We start from the raw sequence: 17,478 nt of genomic DNA on the forward strand, positions 1-17,478 counted from the left end.
TGCCGCATAATCGCCGCGTTCAGGATCCGCTACCCGTTCGAGTCCGCATCATCGCCACCTGGTGCTCACGAACGTCTTCCCCGCGCGCCGGCGCTGCGACCCAGCGACCGTCGGGTTGGAGCACCCAGCAACGCGTGGTCGGATCCAGTGCCGAGTCCAGGATTCCGCCTATCTGGTTGGTGAGTCGAGGATCCTTGACCTGTGCCATGACCTCCACACGGCGGTCGAGATTGCGGTGCATCATGTCGGCGCTGCCGATCCAGTATTCGTCGGCACCGAGGAAGTGGAACACACGCGAATGTTCGAGGAATCGTCCGAGAATCGATCGCACCGAGATGTTCTCGCTCAGGCCCGGAACACCCGGCTTCAGCGCGCAGATCCCGCGGACGACGATTTCGATGGAGACACCGGCCATGGAGGCGCGATAGAGGGCGTCGATAACCTGCTCGTCGACCAAGGCATTGGCCTTCAAGCGGATTCCGGAAGACTCCCCTCGCAGGTGATGCCCAATTTCCGCGTCGATGCGCTGGATTATTCCCCTGCGTATCCCGTTTGGGGCCACGAGAAGGTTGCGGTAGTGCGTCTTCCGTGAGTATCCGGTGAGTGAATTGAACAAATCAGTGAGATCGGCCCCGATCTCGGGGGCCGCTGTGAGCAGACCGACATCTTCATACAGTCGAGCCGTTTTCGGGTTGTAGTTGCCCGTTCCGATGTGGCAGTAACGTCGGATCGTGGACCCCTCTCGTCGGACGACGAGGCAGGTCTTGCAGTGAGTCTTGAGACCTACGAGTCCGTAAACCACGTGTACGCCCGCATGTTCGAGTTTACGAGCCCATTTGATGTTGGCTTGCTCGTCGAACCTGGCTTTGATCTCGACCAGGGCTACGACCTGCTTGCCTGCCTCGGCAGCATCGATGAGCGCGTTGACGATGGGTGAGTCGCCCGAAGTCCGGTAGAGGGTCTGCTTTATCGCGAGAACCTGGGGGTCGGCAGCGGCTTGTTCTATGAAGCGTTGAACGCTCGTCGAAAACGAGTCGTAGGGGTGGTGGACGAGTATGTCACCGTCGCGGAGAGTCGAGAAGACGCTCTTGGGTGTTTCTCGCTCGCCGAAGGCGGGATGTGTGGCCGGAACGAACGGGGCGTCTTTGAGGGCCGGTCGGTCGACGGCGTACACCTGCCAGAGGCTGGACAGATCCAGAAGTCCCGGAACCTGGATGACGTCACGGGGATCGACATCCATCTCACGCAGGAGAAGTTCGAGCATGTGGTCGGTCATGTCGTCGGCAACCTCGAGCCGCACCGGAGAACCGAATCGGCGGCGTGCGAGTTCGCGTTCCAATGCCTGCAGGAGATCCTCGTCGCGGTCTTCCTCAACTTCGAAGTCGGCGTTGCGCGTGATACGAAATGCGTGGTGTTCCACGATTTCCATGCCGGGGAACAGCACGTTGAGATGAGCAGAGATCAATTCTTCCAGCGGCAAGAACGCGTCGATGGAGTGCGGCGTTTCGTCGCGGCGGACGCGGACGAACCGTCCGACGTTGTCCGGAACCTTTACTCGCGCGAAGTGTTCTCCGCCGGTGGCCGCATCTTTGACGGTCACCGCGAGATTGAGGCTGAGGCCGCTGATATACGGGAACGGATGCGCGTGGTCGACAGCGAGGGGGGTGAGGACCGGAAAGATCTGCTCCTGGAAGTGAACCGACAATCGCGCGCGGTCGTCGTCGGTGAGATCGGACCATCCGATGATGGAGATGCCCTCGGCGGCAAGAGCAGGACGCACCGCGTCTAGGAACACGCGAGCGTGCTTGTCCGAGATCTCCTGGGTGCGAGTGGCGATGAGAGCGAGTTGTTCGCGAGGCGAGAGACCGTCGGCAGAACGTACAGACAGCCCGGTCTCGTCGCGGCGCTTGAGGCCCGCGACCCGGACCATGAAGAACTCGTCGAGATTGGAGGCGAAGATCGCGAGGAACTTGGCCCTCTCGAGCAGCGGAAGCGACGGATCCTCGGCCAGCGCGAGGACACGTGAATTGAAGTCCAGCCAACTGAGTTCGCGGTTGAGGTAGCGGTCGTCGGAGAGGCCATCGGTCAGTGCCTTCGCGAAGGCACTCGTCGCCGCGGGCGGTGCCATCGGAATGGTCGTCTGACTCGGCGCTACGTTGGCTTCGGTCATTCCGATCCCACCGTCGTGCGTTCCGTTCCCGCTTTTGACGTTGGTCTGTTGATCGAGTGCTTCACCATGGCTCACCACACGATCATCCCTCGAGGATTCCGCCGCCGACAATCGATGGGAAGAATTTCGCATAACCGGATCGCCTAGCCGTTTCTGCAGTGCGAGTGTGTAGTGGGTGCGAGGGCCTCGAGCGCTGCTCGCGTGGCTGGTCCGACACCGAGAGCGCGCGCCGCGTCGAGGTCTTCGGCTGTATCGACGTCCGTTCGAAGCCCGGGCCAATGGCCTTCGAGGGGGCGTGCCCCCGAGTCGAGGTGCCGCCTGGCCGAACCGGGTCCGAATCGCGGATCGAGCGGAATCGACGGGTCGCAGGAGAACAACGCCGCAGTTCCGGTTCCGTGATGATCAATGACGACGGATCTGCCACCGAATCGCGCGGCGGCGAGCGCCTCGCCGAACTCACCCTCGCGCAAAGAGGGGAGGTCGGCTTGCAAAGCGACGACGTCCACCAACCTTTCCGACCGACGGATGTGCTCTGCTGCCGCCGCCAGCGCCGCGTTGAGGCTGTGTTCGGCCTCGGCGACCTCCGGCCGGTAACTCGTGAGCTCATGCACCGGGTCGGCGTAGACGCCCGCACCAATGCTGCGTGCAAGGCGGGCCACCGCGAGGTCCGGGGTGACCACCGTGACTCCGGCGACTGAATCGACATCGCTCACCACGGCCAGGGTGTCGTGCAGCATCGATAGCACGAGATCGCTCCGGTCGGAGGCATCGAAGACTCCGGACAGGCGTGTCTTGGCCGCGTGAAGCTTCTTCACGGCGACCAGTACATGCGCGCGCTGTGCTGCGGAACGGGTCGCAGTGCTCATGAGAACATTTTGCCAGTCCGCTCGCCAGACCGCGGCGGTGCCGTGAGCGCCCCACCGCGGCGGTGCCGTGAGCGCCCCACCGCGGCGGTACCGTGCGCGCGAATCGAGGGCGGACTGATTTAGTCGCCGCACAGCGCTTCGCGGCGTTGTCGACAATACTGTGGGGCGAGTATCGGGTGATGAACATGAGGGGGCTGTGTGAGTAAGGCCGCGGTATTGGGAGCCGGTTCATGGGGAACGGCATTTGCCAAGGTTCTGGCGGATGCCGGGACAGATGTCACCGTGTGGTCGCGACGCGCTGAGGTTGCCGAGTCCATCGTCTCGCGGCACGAGAACCTCGACTACCTTCCCGGCGTGACTCTGCCTCCGTCATTGACGGCGACCGACGATGCCCAGGTTGCTCTCGACGGCGCCGACTTCGTCGTCCTCGCGGTGCCGTCACAGTCGTTGCGCGGGAACTTGCAGTTGTGGAGCCCGGCGATCCCCGAGGATGCGACCATGCTCAGCCTCGCGAAAGGCATCGAGACCGGCACCCTGATGCGGATGAGCCAGGTCATCGGTCAGGTCACCGGTGCAGACCCGGGCCGGATAGCCGTCCTGTCCGGGCCCAATCTCGCCCGGGAGATCGCGCTTGGTCAGCCCGCGGCGACGGTCATTGCGTGCACCGATTCGATGCGGGCACTCGAACTGCAGAAGGCTTCGGCTACCGGGTACTTCCGCCCGTACACCAATTCGGACGTCGTCGGCTGTGAGATCGGCGGTGCCTGCAAGAACGTCATCGCACTCGCGTGCGGTATGGCGTCGGGAACGGGGTTGGGTGAGAACACGATTGCAACGATCATCACCCGCGGACTCGCCGAGATCACGCGTTTGGGGGTGGCGTTGGGTGCCAACCCGGCCACTCTCGCTGGTCTTGCCGGAGTGGGTGATCTGGTAGCCACGTGCACGTCGCCCCTGTCGCGAAATCGATCGTTCGGTGAATGTCTGGCCCAGGGTGGATCGATCGAGAGCGCTCAAGCAGCCGCCAACGGCCAGGTTGCCGAGGGTGTCAAGTCCTGTTCGTCGGTCCGCGCTCTTGCAGCCAGCTACGATGTCGAAATGCCGCTGACCGACGCCGTGCACCGCGTGTGCCACGAAGGACTGGCCGTGCAGGACGCGATCGGTCAGTTGCTGGGCCGCCGCACGAAGCCGGAGTGAGATCGTGGCTGGTGATTCGACTCGCTGTGTAACCGCGGTTGCGCCAGAAAAGGTTCCCGGTTCACCGATGCAGAGGGGCCCGGTATTCGCAGCGCCCTATCAGTTGAGTGCAGACGAGGGCACCGAGGCCGATACCTATGCGCGGGCCTCGAATCCAGGTTGGCGAGACCTCGAATCGGCGCTCGCGGTCCTCGAAGGAGCTGCCGGTGCGCTTGTGGTCGGCTCCGGGATGTCGGCCGTGACCGTTGCACTGCGCAGTTTGCTCACAGCCGGAGATACGGTGGTGGTACCAGCGGACGGCTACTACCAGGTTCGGGCCTACGCGCGGGAACGTCTCGAGCCCATGGGCATCACCGTGCACGAGCTGAAAACCTCGGACATGGCAGATGAGGTAGCCGCAGGTCTGCTGGCCACGGCAACGGGAACGACCGTTGTCGTAGTCGAAACACCCGCCAACCCTTCACTCGACGTGGTGGACCTGCGTGCCGTGGCTGAGCTGTGCCGGAACGCAGGCGCCGTTCTGGTCGTGGACAACACCACCGCCACACCCCTTGGCCAAAGACCGCTCGAACTTGGAGCGGATGTGGTAGTAGCAAGCGGCACAAAGGCTTTGAGTGGTCATAGTGATCTTCTCATGGGATACGTCGCGGCGGCGGATGCCGACCTGCTGACCGGGATGGGCCGGGAGAGGGCGTTGTCCGGGACGGTCCTCGGTCCGTTCGAGACTTGGCTCGCGCATCGGAGCCTCGGTACGGCGGGCCTGAGGTTCGAGCGCCAGTGCGTCAATGCAATGGCTCTGGCGACTCTGCTGGAATCGCACCCGGCCGCGCTCGATGTCCGGTATCCGGGCCTGCCCGGCGATCCTTCGCACGGTGTAGCCAGTGCCCAGATGCACAGGTTCGGTGGACTGGTGAGCTTGAAGTTCGACTCGGCAGATCGGTTCCATCGCTTCGTTGCGGGGAGTGAACTTCTCATGTCCGCGACGAGTTTCGGCGGCATCCACACCACGGCCGACCGCCGGGCGCGGTGGGGTGACCCGGTGCCCGATGGGTTCACACGGATCTCGTGCGGAATCGAGGACACCGACGACTTGATCGCCGATGTCGAGCGGGCGCTGTCGGCGTTGTGACAGTCACCTTTGAGACGGGCCTCCCGGGCGGGACGAGGTGACCTGCGGTGTGCTCGGCGAACTGATCCGCGGCGAGGCGGATGCGGCGAGAGCATGACGGCGGCGGTACGGTTTGTCTCGTGAGTAGACCACGCACCCGGGTAGCGGTAATTTTCGGTGGCCGTAGTAACGAACACTCAGTGTCATGTGTGTCGGCTGGAAGTGTCCTGGGGCACCTCGATCCGCGGCGGTACGACGTGGTGCCGATCGGTATCACACCCGATGGTTCGTGGACCCTCGGCCCCACCGATCTCGAGGCGCTGTCCATGCACGGTCGCGCGCTTCCCAGTGTCGAGCCCAAAGGGTCTGCACTGGCCCTTACTGCCGATCCGACGCGGTCCGGCGACCTCGTAGCCCTCGATGACGGAATGGCCGGCGAGATTCTGGCCTCGGTTGACGTCGTCTTTCCCGTATTGCACGGCGCCTACGGTGAGGACGGCACGATTCAGGGCCTGCTCGAACTCGCCGGCATTCCGTACGTCGGGCCCGGTGTACTCGCGAGCGCCGCGGGCATGGACAAGGAGTTCACCAAGAAGCTTCTCGCCGCCGAGGGCCTGCCCATTGGGTTCCAGGTGGTCCTGCGCCCGGGAACCGACACACTGACCGCCGATCAGAAGTCGCAGCTGCGCCTGCCTGTGTTCGTCAAGCCGGCCCGTGGTGGATCGTCGATCGGTATCACCCGAGTGGCTGATTGGGATCTTCTCTCCGAAGCCATCGCACACGCCCGACTGCACGATCCGAAGGTGATCGTCGAGTCGGGGATCGACGGGCGCGAAGTCGAGTGCGGAGTTCTCGAATACCCAGACGGCGAGGTGCGGGCAAGCGTTGTTGCCGAAATCCGCATGCCGGAAGCGTCCGCCGATGACGAGGCGTTCTACGATTTCGACAGCAAGTACCTCGACGATGTGTGCGAGTTCGACGTCCCGGCGAAACTCGAGGATTCGGTCAGTGAGGAGATCCGTGACCTCGCGGTGCGCGCGTTCACCGCTCTCGACTGCCAGGGCCTCGCACGGGTCGACTTCTTCGTGACGGACGAGGGCCCGGTCATCAACGAGATCAATACGATGCCGGGGTTCACATCGATCTCGATGTACCCGCGCATGTGGGGCGAGGCGGGCGTCGACTACTCCACACTCCTGTCCACCCTGGTCGACACCGCCCTTGCCCGCGGCACAGGCCTTCGCTAGGGGAACTCCGCCGGGTCGGCGATCAGGGAATCACCACTGGTGCTGGATCGAGAGGTTGTTCGGGCAGCGTTTCGGCGACCACGTCGGAAATGTCCTGCAGCGGCGTGGGGCCGACCCCGTTGGGAACCGTAAGCGCCACGTACACGCCCCGATCGACGGCGAACCAACTGCTCGCGTCGATTCCGGCGCTTTCGCCAGGTATCTCGAACCACTGGACTCCATTGATCACCTGCAGGGCCGATGCCTGGTCGAATTCGGCGGGACGGTCCAGACCGCACCGCAGGACCAGTGGTTCTCCTTCGGCGGGTTGCCAGGCTGCGGCGGCTTCGGGTGCGGGTTCGACGAGTTCGGCTCGGGTGTAGTCGCCTAGTTTGTCGGGCAGCGCCGCCATGAGGGCGTCGCATTCGGCGGATCTGGATGACGGTGCCGGTACCGGACCCAGCGCCACCGGTTGCAGGGCCGGACTTCGCCCGGCAATCACCGCGGCGGCGATAATACCGATCACCAATGCCACGGGAAGCGCTACGGCCGTCGCGATGAGTGCTGGATTCCTACGTTCGACTGGTGCCGTGTCGGACGTTTCGGCGGGCGTGTTCTGGTCTGGTTCGAGGTCGGGCATGCTCAGTTCTTGTTCGCAGATTTCTCGGGGATGTCACAGGTGAGGATTCGGGTGATCCCGGGGACGCGACGGATCTCCCGGACGACGGGATCAACCTCGTCGGCACAGACCCGGACGACGACGTCGTACGGTCCGACCACGTCTTCCGAGGTGAGAACTCCGGTGATCTTCTCGATCTCGGATGCGACAGTCGCAGCCCTACCGACCTCGGTTTGGATCAGGATGAACGCTTGCACCCTCGTTCCGGCCCTTTCCTGCTCCGCGCCGCCGCGATCTCGGTAGAGTCGCGGGTGCTCTGGCGCTGATCTCTTCGATCGCCGGAAAGTCCCGGCAACAGCTTGAAGGTACCGCAGTCGTCGATCGCGCGACCGGTCCCACGGTCACAGCGGGCACCCCGACACCACCGCCCCCATGGAGGCACACCATCACACCGACGAATTTCCCGGACCCGAACGCCCCGGCCACAGTTGCCGACGTCGGCGAATTCGCGATGATCGAGCGAGCTGTGGCCGGTCGTGCGCAGCCGGAGTCCACTCTGGTAGGCCCCGGCGATGACGCGGCTCTGGTTCGGGCCCCAGACGGTCGGGTCGTCGTATCGACCGACATGCTCGTGCAGGGCAGGCACTTTCGACTCGACTGGTCGTCGCCCCGGGACGTGGGTCGCAAGGCGGTGGCACAGAACGCGGCCGACATTGCCGCGATGGGAGCGCAGCCCACGGCTTTCCTGGTATCGGCAGGCCTGCCACCGGACACGCCGGCCGAGGTGGCAGTCGAAATCTCGGCCGGCATCGGTGAGGCGGCCGAGGAGCTCGGGGCGGGCGTGGTCGGCGGGGATCTGGTGCAGGCCGGGCAAGTGGTGATTTCCGTCACCGCAATCGGGGATCTGGGTGGCGAAGCCCCGATTCGGCGTTCGGGGGCCCGGCCGGGAGACGTTGTCGCACTGGCAGGGTCGCTCGGCCGATCGGCCGCTGGTCTTGCCCTATTGCTTGCCGGTTCTTCGGATTTCCCGGAGCTCCTCGCGGCACACCGCGTCCCGACGCCCCCGTATGCGGCGGCTCGGGCGGCTGCCGCCGGAGGTGCCCGTTCCATGATCGACATCTCCGACGGACTCCTCTCCGATCTCGGTCACATCTGTGAAAGCTCGGGAGTCGGAATATCCCTCGCCCGAGCCGACCTCGCAGTCCCCGCTGATGTAGAGGCGGCGGCAGCCGCGATCGGCGTCGACCACTGGGGCTGGGTTCTGACAGGTGGGGAGGATCATGGTTTCGCAGCGACCTTCCCTGCCGGAGCTGCGCTGCCGGAGGGCTGGACGGAGATCGGAACGGTGACTGACGGATCGGGCGTCAAGGTCGACGGTGAGACCTGGCCGGGGGCTGGAGGCTGGCAGAGTTTTTCGGTATAGGTTGCACGCATGGCCATCTATGCGCTCGGGGACCGCGAACCCGACATTCACCCGGACGCCTACGTCCATCCCGACGCGGTGGTGATCGGCGGTGTTGCGCTGGGCGCGGGCGCCTCGGTGTGGCCCCAGGCCGTGCTCCGCGCCGACTACGGCACGATCACGATCGGGGCCGGGACGAACATCCAGGACGGTGCCGTGATCCATTGCACGCCGATCGATCCGACGGTGATCGGCTCTGGTTGCGTGGTGGGGCACGCTGCGCACGTCGAGGGCTCCACGATCGGCGATCACTGCCTGATCGCTTCCGGTTCGGTTGTGCTCAACGGTTCGACCGTCGGCGCAGGCTCCGTGGTGGGAGCAGGCGCTGTCGTTCCGTTCAACTTCCAGGTGCCTGCACGCAGAATGGCACTGGGCATTCCCGCCAAGATCCGGGAGAACTACGAGGTCCCGGAGGGACATATCGAGATGAATGTGAAAATGTATGCGGCGAATGCGGTCTATTACCGCGAGGCTCTGCGCAGGCTCGACTGATGAAGGCGCCGTTGCAGGACCTGGTCGAAGCAGGGTGGGCTGACGCACTCGCGCCGGTTTCCGGGCGCATCACGGAGATGGGCGATTTCTTGCGCGCGGAAATCGCGGACGGGCGTGGTTATCTGCCTGCCGGAGAGAATATCCTGCGGGCCTTCGCTCAACCGTTCTCCGAGGTCAAGATCCTGATCGTGGGACAGGACCCGTACCCGACGCCAGGGCACGCCGTAGGCCTCAGTTTCTCGGTGGCCCCAGAGGTGCGTCCGGTACCTCGCAGTCTGGCCAATATCTTCACCGAGTACAGCATGGACCTCGGCTACGAGACGCCGTTGAGCGGAGACCTCACTGCGTGGTCACGTCAGGGGGTGCTGCTGTTGAACAGGGTCCTCACGGTGCAGCCGGGACTCCCGGCTTCGCATAGGAAGAAGGGCTGGGAGGCAGTGACCGAGCAGGCGATCAGCGCGCTCGTGGCGCGCCCAGAACCCCTCGTCGCAATCCTGTGGGGCAGGGACGCATCCACGCTGAAGCCAATGCTCGGCGATGTCCCCACCATCGAGTCGGCGCATCCGTCGCCGCTGTCCGCCGGACGGGGATTCTTCGGTTCTCGGCCGTTCAGCCGGGCGAACGAACTACTCGGCAGCCTGGGCGCAGAACCTGTGGACTGGCGCTTGCCGTAGCTCCTACAGCTCCTGCGCGCTGGCCTTCTTCACGGAAGTGAAATCAGCGCGCCGCTTCTCGACGAACGCGTCGACGCCTTCTCTGCCTGCCGGGCTGTCCGCGGCGGCGGTGATCGACGCCGCCTCCGCGTCCAGTTGCTCGGTGAGTGTGCGTGCCCTCGACGCGCGCAACAGCGACTTGGTTCCCGAATATGACGACGTCGGTCCGGCGGCGAGTATTCGGGCGAGTCGAAAGGCCTCGTCCTGAATGACATCGTCGCCGACGAGACGGCTGAGGATGCCCAACCGGACTGCTTCGTCCCCGCTCAAGATGGAATCGGTGAGCAGGATCTCGCGAGCTCGGGCATCACCGATGATGCGGGGGAGCGTCCAGGAAATGCCGCCATCCGGAGTGAAGCCGATGGAGGGGTACGCCGCCCGCATCTTGGTGCCGGGACCGCCGAGCGCTACGTCTGCCAGGCAGACGAGGCTCATGCCTGCGCCTGCCGCCCATCCCTGTACGCCGGCGATCACCGGAACGGTGGTGGTGTCGAGTGCGCGGACGAAGTTGTGCAACACGCGGGCAGCTCCGGCAACGTACTCGCTGCGAACCGGAGCGGACGAGAAGGCCTTCACGTTGCCGCCGGCGCAGAAGTTCGGTCCCTCGCCGACGAGGAGCACACTGCCGATGCGATCCCCGACCGCGGCGAGCGCGTGGGTGCCCTGCTCGAGGCCCTCGTCGTCGAGGGTGTTTCCGTTCTCAGCTGTGGCGATCGTGATGCGGAGAACGTTGTCGTCTATCCGGACTTTGCTGAGTTGTTCGAGAGTCGTCACGGTTGTACTTTACGTGGGCCTGTCAGGCCTTTTTCGCACGCTGATGTACCGTGTCCGTTTCGAATCGCACAGCACGGCGATCCGGTTCACCTGTCGATGGCGATCACCGAAACCGAACCGTCAAGTCTGTTGGTGACATAGGCCCAGGCTCCGTCCGGGGTGATTGCTATCCCGGTCGGGGTCTCGCCGACGGGAATTGCCGCGTTCACGTTGTTGAGCAACATCGCAAGAATGGTCGTCAATCCGAAGACTGCGTCCGGCCCCCTGCCACGACCGGGTGGTAGGCGCGAAAACCGGTGTAGCAGTGCATATTTTTCTCCTGCTTCAGCGGTAGCTAGCGAGGAACCCCGGTTCTTCAGGGCCGGGAGGAATCGCGTCACTGTGCGGGGCGTTTCTGGTTCTCGATGTATTCCTTGACGTTCGACAGTGGCGCTCCCCGCACGAGCCTGCACAGTAGGACGGCGGCCAGAAGTGGGCACCCCACAGGTACTTACGGATGTGGTCGGGGAACTCTTGCCGCAGCCGTCGGGTCGAGACGCCATAGAGGTTGTTCACCAGTGTGGGCAGCGAGACCTTCGCGGGTAGTGGAGGTGGTCGGCCTCGCCGTTGCCCTCGACCAGTTCGGTCTCGAAGTCCTCACCCCTGCAGCATGATCTCCTCGCAGCGGACCAGCAGCTCATAGGTGCACGGTCCGCGCCGTCACTTCGGAGTGAAGACCACATGTGTATGCGGGTTGTAGACGACCGAACGACCCCTGCACACGTCCCGGTTTGGGTTCCCGGTGTTTTGTCGGAGGTGACTGTTACGGTCCGGGGTGTGAAGCAGGTGGTGCGGGTGAAGTTGCTGGCCGACAGCCAGCAACTCGACGTGTTGGTGCGCACCCTGGCCGTCTGCAACGACACCGCCACCCTGGTGGCCCGGATCGCGCACGAGAAGCGGGTGTTCCGCAAACGTGATCTGCGGGCGATCACCTACGCCACCGCCCGCGAGCATGGTGGGTTGGGTGCCCAGGTGGCGCAGTCGGTGATCCGCAAGGTCGCGGACTCGTACACCAGCCTGCGGGCCAATCTGCGGAATGGCAGGTACGGGCCGGCAGGGTCGCGGCGCCGGCAGCGGGTGGAAAACGCGCCGATCCGGTTCCGCTCGGATGCGGCGCAACCGTTCGATGACCGGTGCCTGTCCTGGCAACACGACCCAAACGACACGGGCGGGGGCAGCGTGTCGATCTGGACGGTCGACGGTCGGGTGAAGAACCTGCGGTTCGTCGGGCACCCCGACCAGGTGGCGATGCTCCGCGACTACCGGAAGGGGGAAACCGATCTCGTCGTACACCGTGACCGGACAGGGACGCCAACCGCGTATCTGATCGCCACCTGTGAGCTGCCCGACCCCCCGGTTGAGGTGGGAGAGCATCTGCGCACCCCGGACGGGTGGATCGGGGTGGATTTGGGGATCGTGAATATCGCCGTCGCCTCCGACCGGGCCCTCGGCGACGACCTGCTCCGCGAATACGGGGACGGCGCCCCGGACGGTCCGACCGGACGGGGCAGCACGAAGGACCGGCGCACCCGCAACCGGGAACTGCGGCAGGCGTTGCAGAAGAAGAACACCAAATCCGCTAAACGGTTGTTGCGGCGTCGGGCTCGGAGGGAAGCCCGGTTCGCCGCCGACGTCAACCACCAGATATCCAAGAAGGTTGTGGCCGAGGCTGAACGCACCGGACGCGGGATCGCCCTGGAGAACCTTACGGGCATCCGCGAACGGGTACGGTTTCGCAAGCCCCAACGGGCCACGCACTCGAGTTGGGCGTTCGCGCAGCTCGGGGCCTTCATTTCCTATAAGGCCGCCAGGGTGGGGGTGCCGGTGTTGTCGGTGGATCCGGCGAACACCAGCCGCCGTTGTATCCGGTGTGGTCATATCGACAAGAAGAACCGGCCCCACCAGGACCGGTTCTGTTGTCTCGGCTGCGGTTTCGTTGAACACGCGGATATTGTCGGCTCGCATAACATCGCGTATCGAGCCGCCGAAGACTACCGGGCCCAGTCAACGGTCCCCGGTGCGGCGTGACACCTGACAGCCAGTGGGGTGTTACAGCTGCAAGCTCAGTCCTTCAGGGCTGAGTAGTTGACAGGAACTGATCAACCTTGCCTGTCCCGCTCAGTCACATTGACATCGCGGCGGAAGTGAGCTGCCGCATGCTGTTCGGGCGGAGCGGACACTTCGAAACAACGCCCCCGAGAATTTCTGCGGAATGGGGAAGACTCGTCGAAATTCCTATGACACTGATTCCTCGCCACCTCTGCTGGAACGACAAAGTCGCCGCAACTCCCATGGTTGGGTGTTGCGGCGACTGTTAGAAGCCGATCAGTGCCGGAGGCACAGTGGCATCACACGCAGCAGAGGGTCAGCCCCTGGTAACCTTTCCGGCCTTCAGGCAGGAGGTGCAGACGTTGAGCTTCCGGGTGTTTCCGGGGGCAACCTCGGCACGAACAGTCTGAATGTTCGGGTTCCAGCGACGGTTGGTACGCCGGTGCGAGTGCGAGACCGACTTACCGAAACCGGGCCCCTTGGCGCATACGTCGCAGACGGCAGCCATAGTCGCGAACTCCTTCAAGATAGTGAACTGTAAAATTTGCTGACTTCATGAAGGCACAGCGCAGCAGCCGCGCCCTGTAGGAGGCAACCGTGCAAGCGTAGCCCCTCGGACGCGGATTGGCCAAACCCGGCCGCGAACGGCCGCGATGGCAGGTCTCGTCAGCATCCCCGACTAGTCTGGCGACACCTTACTCATTCTGCGGGCGGAGAGGATGACAGTGGCCACTGAGGTCCTGATGGACGGTCGTGTTCTCGAGGCGTGGGCGAGGAAGGCCGTCGCGGGGCTCGAGGCACGCTGCGAGGAGATAAACAGCCTCAATGTCTTTCCGATCCCGGACGCGGACACAGGAACCAATCTGCTGTTCACGATGCGTTCGGCGCTCGAGGCCATCGACCGGTATGCGGGGATGGATCGCGGCACGCGGGAGGTCCGGCAGGTAGCGGTGGCCATGGCGCGGGGGGCGGTCGTAGGGGCGCGAGGAAATTCTGGAGCGATCCTGTCTCAGGTCCTGCGAGGAGTCGCCGACTCGGCCGTCACCGGCGCTATCGACACCCGAACGCTGCGCACCGGATTGCTCATGGCCACGAACTTGGTCACCGATGCAGTGAGCAGTGTGGTGGAGGGGACCATAGTCACGGTGTTGCGCTCGGCTGCGAATGCGGTCGCGGACTTCGCGGACGACGCCCCGATTGCCGACACGGCCCACGCCGCGGCGGACGCGGCAGTCACGGCACTTGCCCGTACCCCGTCGCAACTCGATGTACTGGGCGCCGCCGGGGTCGTCGACGCCGGCGGCCTCGGACTCGTGGTGATCCTCGACGCCCTCGTGACGGCGGTGACCGGTTCGCCGCCCGAGCGGGCCCCCATGGCCTTGCACGTTCCGCGCCGAGAACCGTCGGGGCACGGAGGAGAACCCGTCGACGCCCTTCCGACGCGACCCGCGCCGTCCGAGGCGGGTGTGCATCGGCATGACGGAGCCGACTCCGACCAGGACTTCGAGGTGATGTACCTCGTGACCGATTCCGACGAGTCCCGCATGTCGGACCTGCGTGCCAATCTGAACGAATTGGGCGATTCCGTTGTGATCGTCAGCGATGGTGGAGGTGGCTGGTCCGTGCACGTGCATTGCATGGACGCGGGGGCCGCTGTGGAGGCAGGACTCGCGGCAGGCCGAATACACGGGATCAGGATCAGCAGCTTCCTGGTCGACGCTCGGGATCACAGACTGCGCGCTTCGCGGGCCCGCCTCCCATCGGCTCGAGGCAAGCGCGGAATCGTCGCCGTCGCGGCCGGCGACGGAGCAGCCGAACTGTTCGCGAGCGAGGGCGCCACCGTTCTCAGATGTGATGACGCCGCTGTGTCGCGTGCCCAGCTACTCGGCGTCATCCGGCAGATGGGGCGCAGGGAGGTTCTCGTCCTCCCCAACGGCGCGCTGTCAGCCCAGGAACTCGTCGCGGTCAGCGCCGCCGCGAGGGACGCCGAACATGAGGTTCTGCTGCTCGCGACGTCTGCGATGGTCCAGGGGCTTGCCGCCTTGGCAGTGCACGATTCCGGCCGTGAGGCGGCGGATGATGCGTTCGCGATGTCGGAGGCGGCAGCCGCTACCAGATGGGGATCGCTGCGGGTCGCTCACGAGCGCGCGCTCACGTACGTGGGCACCTGCGAACCCGGTGACGGTATCGGCCTGATGGGCCATGAGGTGATCGTGATCGAACCGGACGTCGTCGCGGCCGGACGAAGACTCGCGGACCTTGTCCTCGGTACCGGTGGGGAACTGGTGACTCTACTGATGGGGGCGGAGGCGCCGGCAGGGCTCGATGAAGACCTGGCCGATCACATCTCGCAACGGCACCCCGGCGTCGAAGTGATTGTTTACCAGGGTGGACAGCCTGGAGACCTGTTGCAACTCGGGGTGGAATGAGGGATAGAGATTCTATGGCCACACTCACGGACCGGCTCGACCACTTGCTGGGGCGTAAGACCGCTGATGCGCTCGAGACGGCGTTCGGCATCCGCTCCGTCGAGGATCTGCTGCGGCACTACCCGCACCGGTACGCCTCGCAGGGCCGGGAACTTGCGGAGAAGGATCCACCGGAGGGCGAGCACATCACGATCATCGCGCGAGTGACCTCCGCGGCTGTCGTGAAGATGAAGAGCCGAAAAGGCAGCATGCTCAAGGTGGTCCTGGCGACCGACAGGCAGAACGTCGATGTGACCTTCTTCAACCCGCAGCGGGTGGGGCACGTGATCAAGCCGGGCGTGCGCGCGATGTTTTCGGGGACGGTCAAGTACTTCCGGGGCAAGTGGAGCCTCACCCACCCCAGCTACCTGGTCCTCCCCGAGCCGACTGCGGGGAGCGAGGATTCCGTGATGAACGTCGGACGGATTCGCGGAGCCGGTGAACTTGCGGGCATTGCCCGGGCTTCGCAGGATTCGTCGGGGGTCGACCTGTCGGTCTTCGACCGCGCGCTCATACCTCTCTATCCCGCTACCCGTGACATCGAGAGTTGGACGATCATGAGGTGCGTCCGCCAGGTTCTGGACCAGCTCGACCGCATCGACGACCCCCTGCCGGAGAGGATCCGCAGTGAACGGACACTGATCGGTCTGGACGAGGCGCTTCGGTTGGTGCACCTGCCCGACACCCGTGAGGACGTTGAGAACGCCCGCGACAGGTTGCGCTTCGACGAGGCGACGGCACTGCAACTGGTGCTCGCACGGCGTCGCCGCGACAATGCCGATCGCGTTGCGCCACAGTGCTTGCCGGTTCCGGGTGGAATCGCAGATGCCTTCGAAGACATGCTCCCGTTCCAGTTGACAGACGGCCAGCACGCTGTGGCCGGTGAGATCTCCAACGACCTCGCCCAACCGCATCCGATGAGCAGGCTTCTGCAAGGTGAGGTGGGCTCGGGGAAAACGATCGTGGCCCTGCGCGCCATGCTCCAGGTGGTCGACGCGGGCTATCAGTGCGTGCTGCTCGCTCCGACCGAGGTGCTCGCTGTGCAGCACGCCCGGTCGCTACGGGAGTTGCTCGGCCCGCTCGCGACCGCCGGGGAGCTCGGCACGCACGAAAAGGCGACGCGGGTGGCGCTTCTGACTGGGTCGATGCCGGTCGCCGCCAAACGGGCAGCGATGAACGAGGCGGTCACCGGTGATGCCGGCATCGTCATCGGCACGCACGCACTCATCCAGGAGAAGGTCGAGTTCTTCAACCTGGCGATGGTCGTCGTCGACGAGCAGCACCGTTTCGGCGTCGAGCAGCGCGACGAGTTGAGGACCAGGGCTCGGAAGGGGTTCAGCCCGCATCTGCTGGTGATGACGGCAACTCCGATTCCGCGCACCATCGCGATGACCGTACTCGGCGACCTCGACGTGTCGACCCTGCGCCAGCTGCCCAGTGGCCGCTCACCGATCAAGAGCAGCGTGGTACCCGCGTCCCAGAAACCGCAGTGGGTGAGGCGTGCGTGGGATCGGATTCGCGAGGATGTGGCCGAGGGGAGACAGGCGTACGTCGTGTGCTCGCGGATCGGTGACGGCGAGAATGGGAACGGCGAGAACGCATCCGGTGAAAAGCAACCCGAGACGAAGTCTGTCGTCGAGATGTTCGAGGAACTGAGCGGGCGTATCATGCCCGACCTACGCGTCGGGCTGCTCCACGGCAGGCTCCCTTCGGACGAGAAGGACGCGGTCATGCGAGATTTCACGGCGGGAGATGTCGACGTTCTCGTGTGCACCACCGTCGTCGAGGTCGGCGTCGATGTGCCGAACGCGACGATCATGGTGATCGTCGACGCGGATCGCTTCGGTGTGAGTCAACTCCACCAGTTACGCGGCCGCGTCGGCCGCGGCAAGCACCAGGGGTTGTGCATTCTGGTCACCGCGATGAACCCGGGTAGCCCTGCCTACGAACGACTGTCGAATGTCGCCTCGACCAATGACGGTTTCGAACTGGCACAGCTCGACCTGGCCACCCGGCGAGAGGGCGACATCCTCGGAGAGGCGCAGTCGGGCACGACGTCCACACTGCGGTTGTTGTCGCTTCTCGGTCACGAGGAAGTCATCGCGGCGGCGTCCGAGTTCGCCCGCAGTGTAATCGCGGACGATCCCGATCTCGAGAACCACTCGGGACTCTCGGCGATGATGACCTCCGCCCTGGACGCCGATCGCATCAAATACCTGGAGAAGACGTGACGGTCGCGGATGCGAAGGGGATCTGCACCCGCAGGACTTCCGCGTACCGATGAAGCGTGTTTCT

The 17,478-nt window shown here is 64.7% G+C and carries 16 protein-coding genes and 1 pseudogene; 9 read left to right on the plus strand and 8 right to left on the minus strand.

Translation table 11 applies throughout. The features are described from left to right. Window positions 1-19: 19 nt before the first annotated feature. Window positions 20-2,245 (minus strand): RNA degradosome polyphosphate kinase, encoded by a 2,226-nt coding sequence (locus BFN03_RS05430; RefSeq protein WP_070380640.1) that lies wholly within the window; start codon window positions 2,243-2,245, stop codon window positions 20-22. A gap of 68 nt (window positions 2,246-2,313) precedes the next feature. Next, the gene (cofC, locus tag BFN03_RS05435; protein ID WP_070380641.1) at window positions 2,314-3,036 is read right to left on the minus strand and encodes a 2-phospho-L-lactate guanylyltransferase; all 723 of its coding nucleotides are present in this window, start codon (window positions 3,034-3,036) and stop codon (window positions 2,314-2,316) included. A 198-nt stretch (window positions 3,037-3,234) separates the two neighbouring features. Between cofC and BFN03_RS05440 the strand changes: the two genes are divergently transcribed. The 3 genes from BFN03_RS05440 to BFN03_RS05450 all read left to right on the plus strand — a co-directional run bounded on the left by BFN03_RS05440 (window position 3,235) and on the right by BFN03_RS05450 (window position 6,588). After that, complete coding sequence (locus tag BFN03_RS05440; RefSeq protein ID WP_070378158.1) at window positions 3,235-4,233, plus strand: NAD(P)H-dependent glycerol-3-phosphate dehydrogenase; 999 nt, start codon at window positions 3,235-3,237, stop codon at window positions 4,231-4,233. Between the two features lie 4 nt (window positions 4,234-4,237). Next, entirely contained in the window at window positions 4,238-5,362 is a 1,125-nt protein-coding gene (locus BFN03_RS05445) for a cystathionine gamma-lyase (protein WP_070378159.1), read from the plus strand. Window positions 5,363-5,481: 119 nt separating this feature from the next. After that, window positions 5,482-6,588 (plus strand): D-alanine--D-alanine ligase family protein, encoded by a 1,107-nt coding sequence (locus tag BFN03_RS05450; protein ID WP_070380642.1) that lies wholly within the window; start codon window positions 5,482-5,484, stop codon window positions 6,586-6,588. Window positions 6,589-6,610: 22 nt separating this feature from the next. Here BFN03_RS05450 and BFN03_RS05455 read toward each other — a convergent pair whose 3' ends face one another. Continuing rightward, window positions 6,611-7,207 carry a DUF3515 domain-containing protein gene (locus tag BFN03_RS05455; protein WP_070378160.1) on the minus strand — a complete coding sequence of 199 codons (597 nt, stop codon included), beginning with the start codon at window positions 7,205-7,207 and terminating at the stop codon, window positions 6,611-6,613. A 2-nt stretch (window positions 7,208-7,209) separates the two neighbouring features. Further along, window positions 7,210-7,443 (minus strand): Lrp/AsnC ligand binding domain-containing protein, encoded by a 234-nt coding sequence (locus BFN03_RS05460; protein WP_070378161.1) that lies wholly within the window; start codon window positions 7,441-7,443, stop codon window positions 7,210-7,212. Window positions 7,444-7,697: 254 nt separating this feature from the next. Between BFN03_RS05460 and BFN03_RS05465 the strand changes: the two genes are divergently transcribed. From BFN03_RS05465 to BFN03_RS05475, 3 genes are read left to right on the plus strand one after another with little or no spacing between them, the layout of a single operon-like run. Continuing rightward, the gene (locus BFN03_RS05465) at window positions 7,698-8,609 is read left to right on the plus strand and encodes a thiamine-phosphate kinase (protein ID WP_070378162.1); all 912 of its coding nucleotides are present in this window, start codon (window positions 7,698-7,700) and stop codon (window positions 8,607-8,609) included. A 9-nt stretch (window positions 8,610-8,618) separates the two neighbouring features. After that, a complete protein-coding gene (locus tag BFN03_RS05470; RefSeq protein ID WP_070378163.1) occupies window positions 8,619-9,140 on the plus strand; it encodes a gamma carbonic anhydrase family protein in 522 nt (173 codons plus the stop codon). Further along, on the plus strand, window positions 9,140-9,814 hold the full coding sequence (locus BFN03_RS05475) for a uracil-DNA glycosylase (RefSeq protein WP_070378164.1): 675 nt from the start codon (window positions 9,140-9,142) through the stop codon (window positions 9,812-9,814). Before BFN03_RS05470 ends, BFN03_RS05475 begins: the two co-directional genes overlap by 1 nt. A gap of 3 nt (window positions 9,815-9,817) precedes the next feature. Here the strand turns inward: BFN03_RS05475 and BFN03_RS05480 are convergent, their stop codons facing one another. From BFN03_RS05480 to tnpA, 3 genes and pseudogenes are all read right to left on the minus strand, one after another. After that, window positions 9,818-10,627, minus strand: a complete 810-nt coding sequence (locus BFN03_RS05480) for an enoyl-CoA hydratase/isomerase family protein (protein WP_070378165.1) — start codon at window positions 10,625-10,627, stop codon at window positions 9,818-9,820. A gap of 86 nt (window positions 10,628-10,713) precedes the next feature. Further along, window positions 10,714-10,869, minus strand: a complete 156-nt coding sequence (locus BFN03_RS20575; protein ID WP_198163387.1) for a YncE family protein — start codon at window positions 10,867-10,869, stop codon at window positions 10,714-10,716. A gap of 134 nt (window positions 10,870-11,003) precedes the next feature. Then, a pseudogene (gene tnpA / locus BFN03_RS20060) lies at window positions 11,004-11,452 on the minus strand (IS200/IS605 family transposase). Between tnpA and BFN03_RS05485 the strand changes: the two are divergent. Then, complete coding sequence (locus BFN03_RS05485) at window positions 11,444-12,694, plus strand: RNA-guided endonuclease InsQ/TnpB family protein (protein WP_070380643.1); 1,251 nt, start codon at window positions 11,444-11,446, stop codon at window positions 12,692-12,694. The pseudogene tnpA and the gene BFN03_RS05485 sit on opposite strands and share 9 nt — an antisense overlap. Window positions 12,695-13,031: 337 nt before the next feature. Here the strand turns inward: BFN03_RS05485 and rpmB are convergent, their stop codons facing one another. Then, the gene (gene rpmB / locus BFN03_RS20065; protein ID WP_084385504.1) at window positions 13,032-13,223 is read right to left on the minus strand and encodes a 50S ribosomal protein L28; all 192 of its coding nucleotides are present in this window, start codon (window positions 13,221-13,223) and stop codon (window positions 13,032-13,034) included. 235 nt (window positions 13,224-13,458) lie between these two features. Between rpmB and BFN03_RS05490 the strand changes: the two genes are divergently transcribed. Continuing rightward, entirely contained in the window at window positions 13,459-15,144 is a 1,686-nt protein-coding gene (locus BFN03_RS05490; RefSeq protein ID WP_070380644.1) for a DAK2 domain-containing protein, read from the plus strand. Window positions 15,145-15,158: 14 nt separating this feature from the next. Further along, window positions 15,159-17,414 carry an ATP-dependent DNA helicase RecG gene (gene recG / locus BFN03_RS05495; RefSeq protein WP_070378166.1) on the plus strand — a complete coding sequence of 752 codons (2,256 nt, stop codon included), beginning with the start codon at window positions 15,159-15,161 and terminating at the stop codon, window positions 17,412-17,414. Window positions 17,415-17,478: the final 64 nt, after the last annotated feature.

This window comes from Rhodococcus sp. WMMA185, assembly GCF_001767395.1.
In the GTDB taxonomy this organism is placed as follows: Bacteria; Actinomycetota; Actinomycetes; order Mycobacteriales; family Mycobacteriaceae; genus Rhodococcus_F.

What these genes read in the sequence shown, in the direction of transcription:
- BFN03_RS05470 (WP_070378163.1), top strand. Translation starts at nt 8,619, where the DNA reads ATGGCCATCTATGCGCTCGGGGACCGCGAACCCGACATTCACCCGGAC.
- BFN03_RS05475 (WP_070378164.1), top strand. Translation starts at nt 9,140, where the DNA reads ATGAAGGCGCCGTTGCAGGACCTGGTCGAAGCAGGGTGGGCTGACGCA.
- BFN03_RS05455 (WP_070378160.1), bottom strand. Translation starts at nt 7,207, where the DNA reads ATGCCCGACCTCGAACCAGACCAGAACACGCCCGCCGAAACGTCCGAC.
- rpmB (WP_084385504.1), bottom strand. Translation starts at nt 13,223, where the DNA reads ATGGCTGCCGTCTGCGACGTATGCGCCAAGGGGCCCGGTTTCGGTAAG.
- cofC (WP_070380641.1), bottom strand. Translation starts at nt 3,036, where the DNA reads ATGAGCACTGCGACCCGTTCCGCAGCACAGCGCGCGCATGTACTGGTC.
- BFN03_RS05490 (WP_070380644.1), top strand. Translation starts at nt 13,459, where the DNA reads ATGGACGGTCGTGTTCTCGAGGCGTGGGCGAGGAAGGCCGTCGCGGGG.
- BFN03_RS05465 (WP_070378162.1), top strand. Translation starts at nt 7,698, where the DNA reads ATGATCGAGCGAGCTGTGGCCGGTCGTGCGCAGCCGGAGTCCACTCTG.
- recG (WP_070378166.1), top strand. Translation starts at nt 15,159, where the DNA reads ATGGCCACACTCACGGACCGGCTCGACCACTTGCTGGGGCGTAAGACC.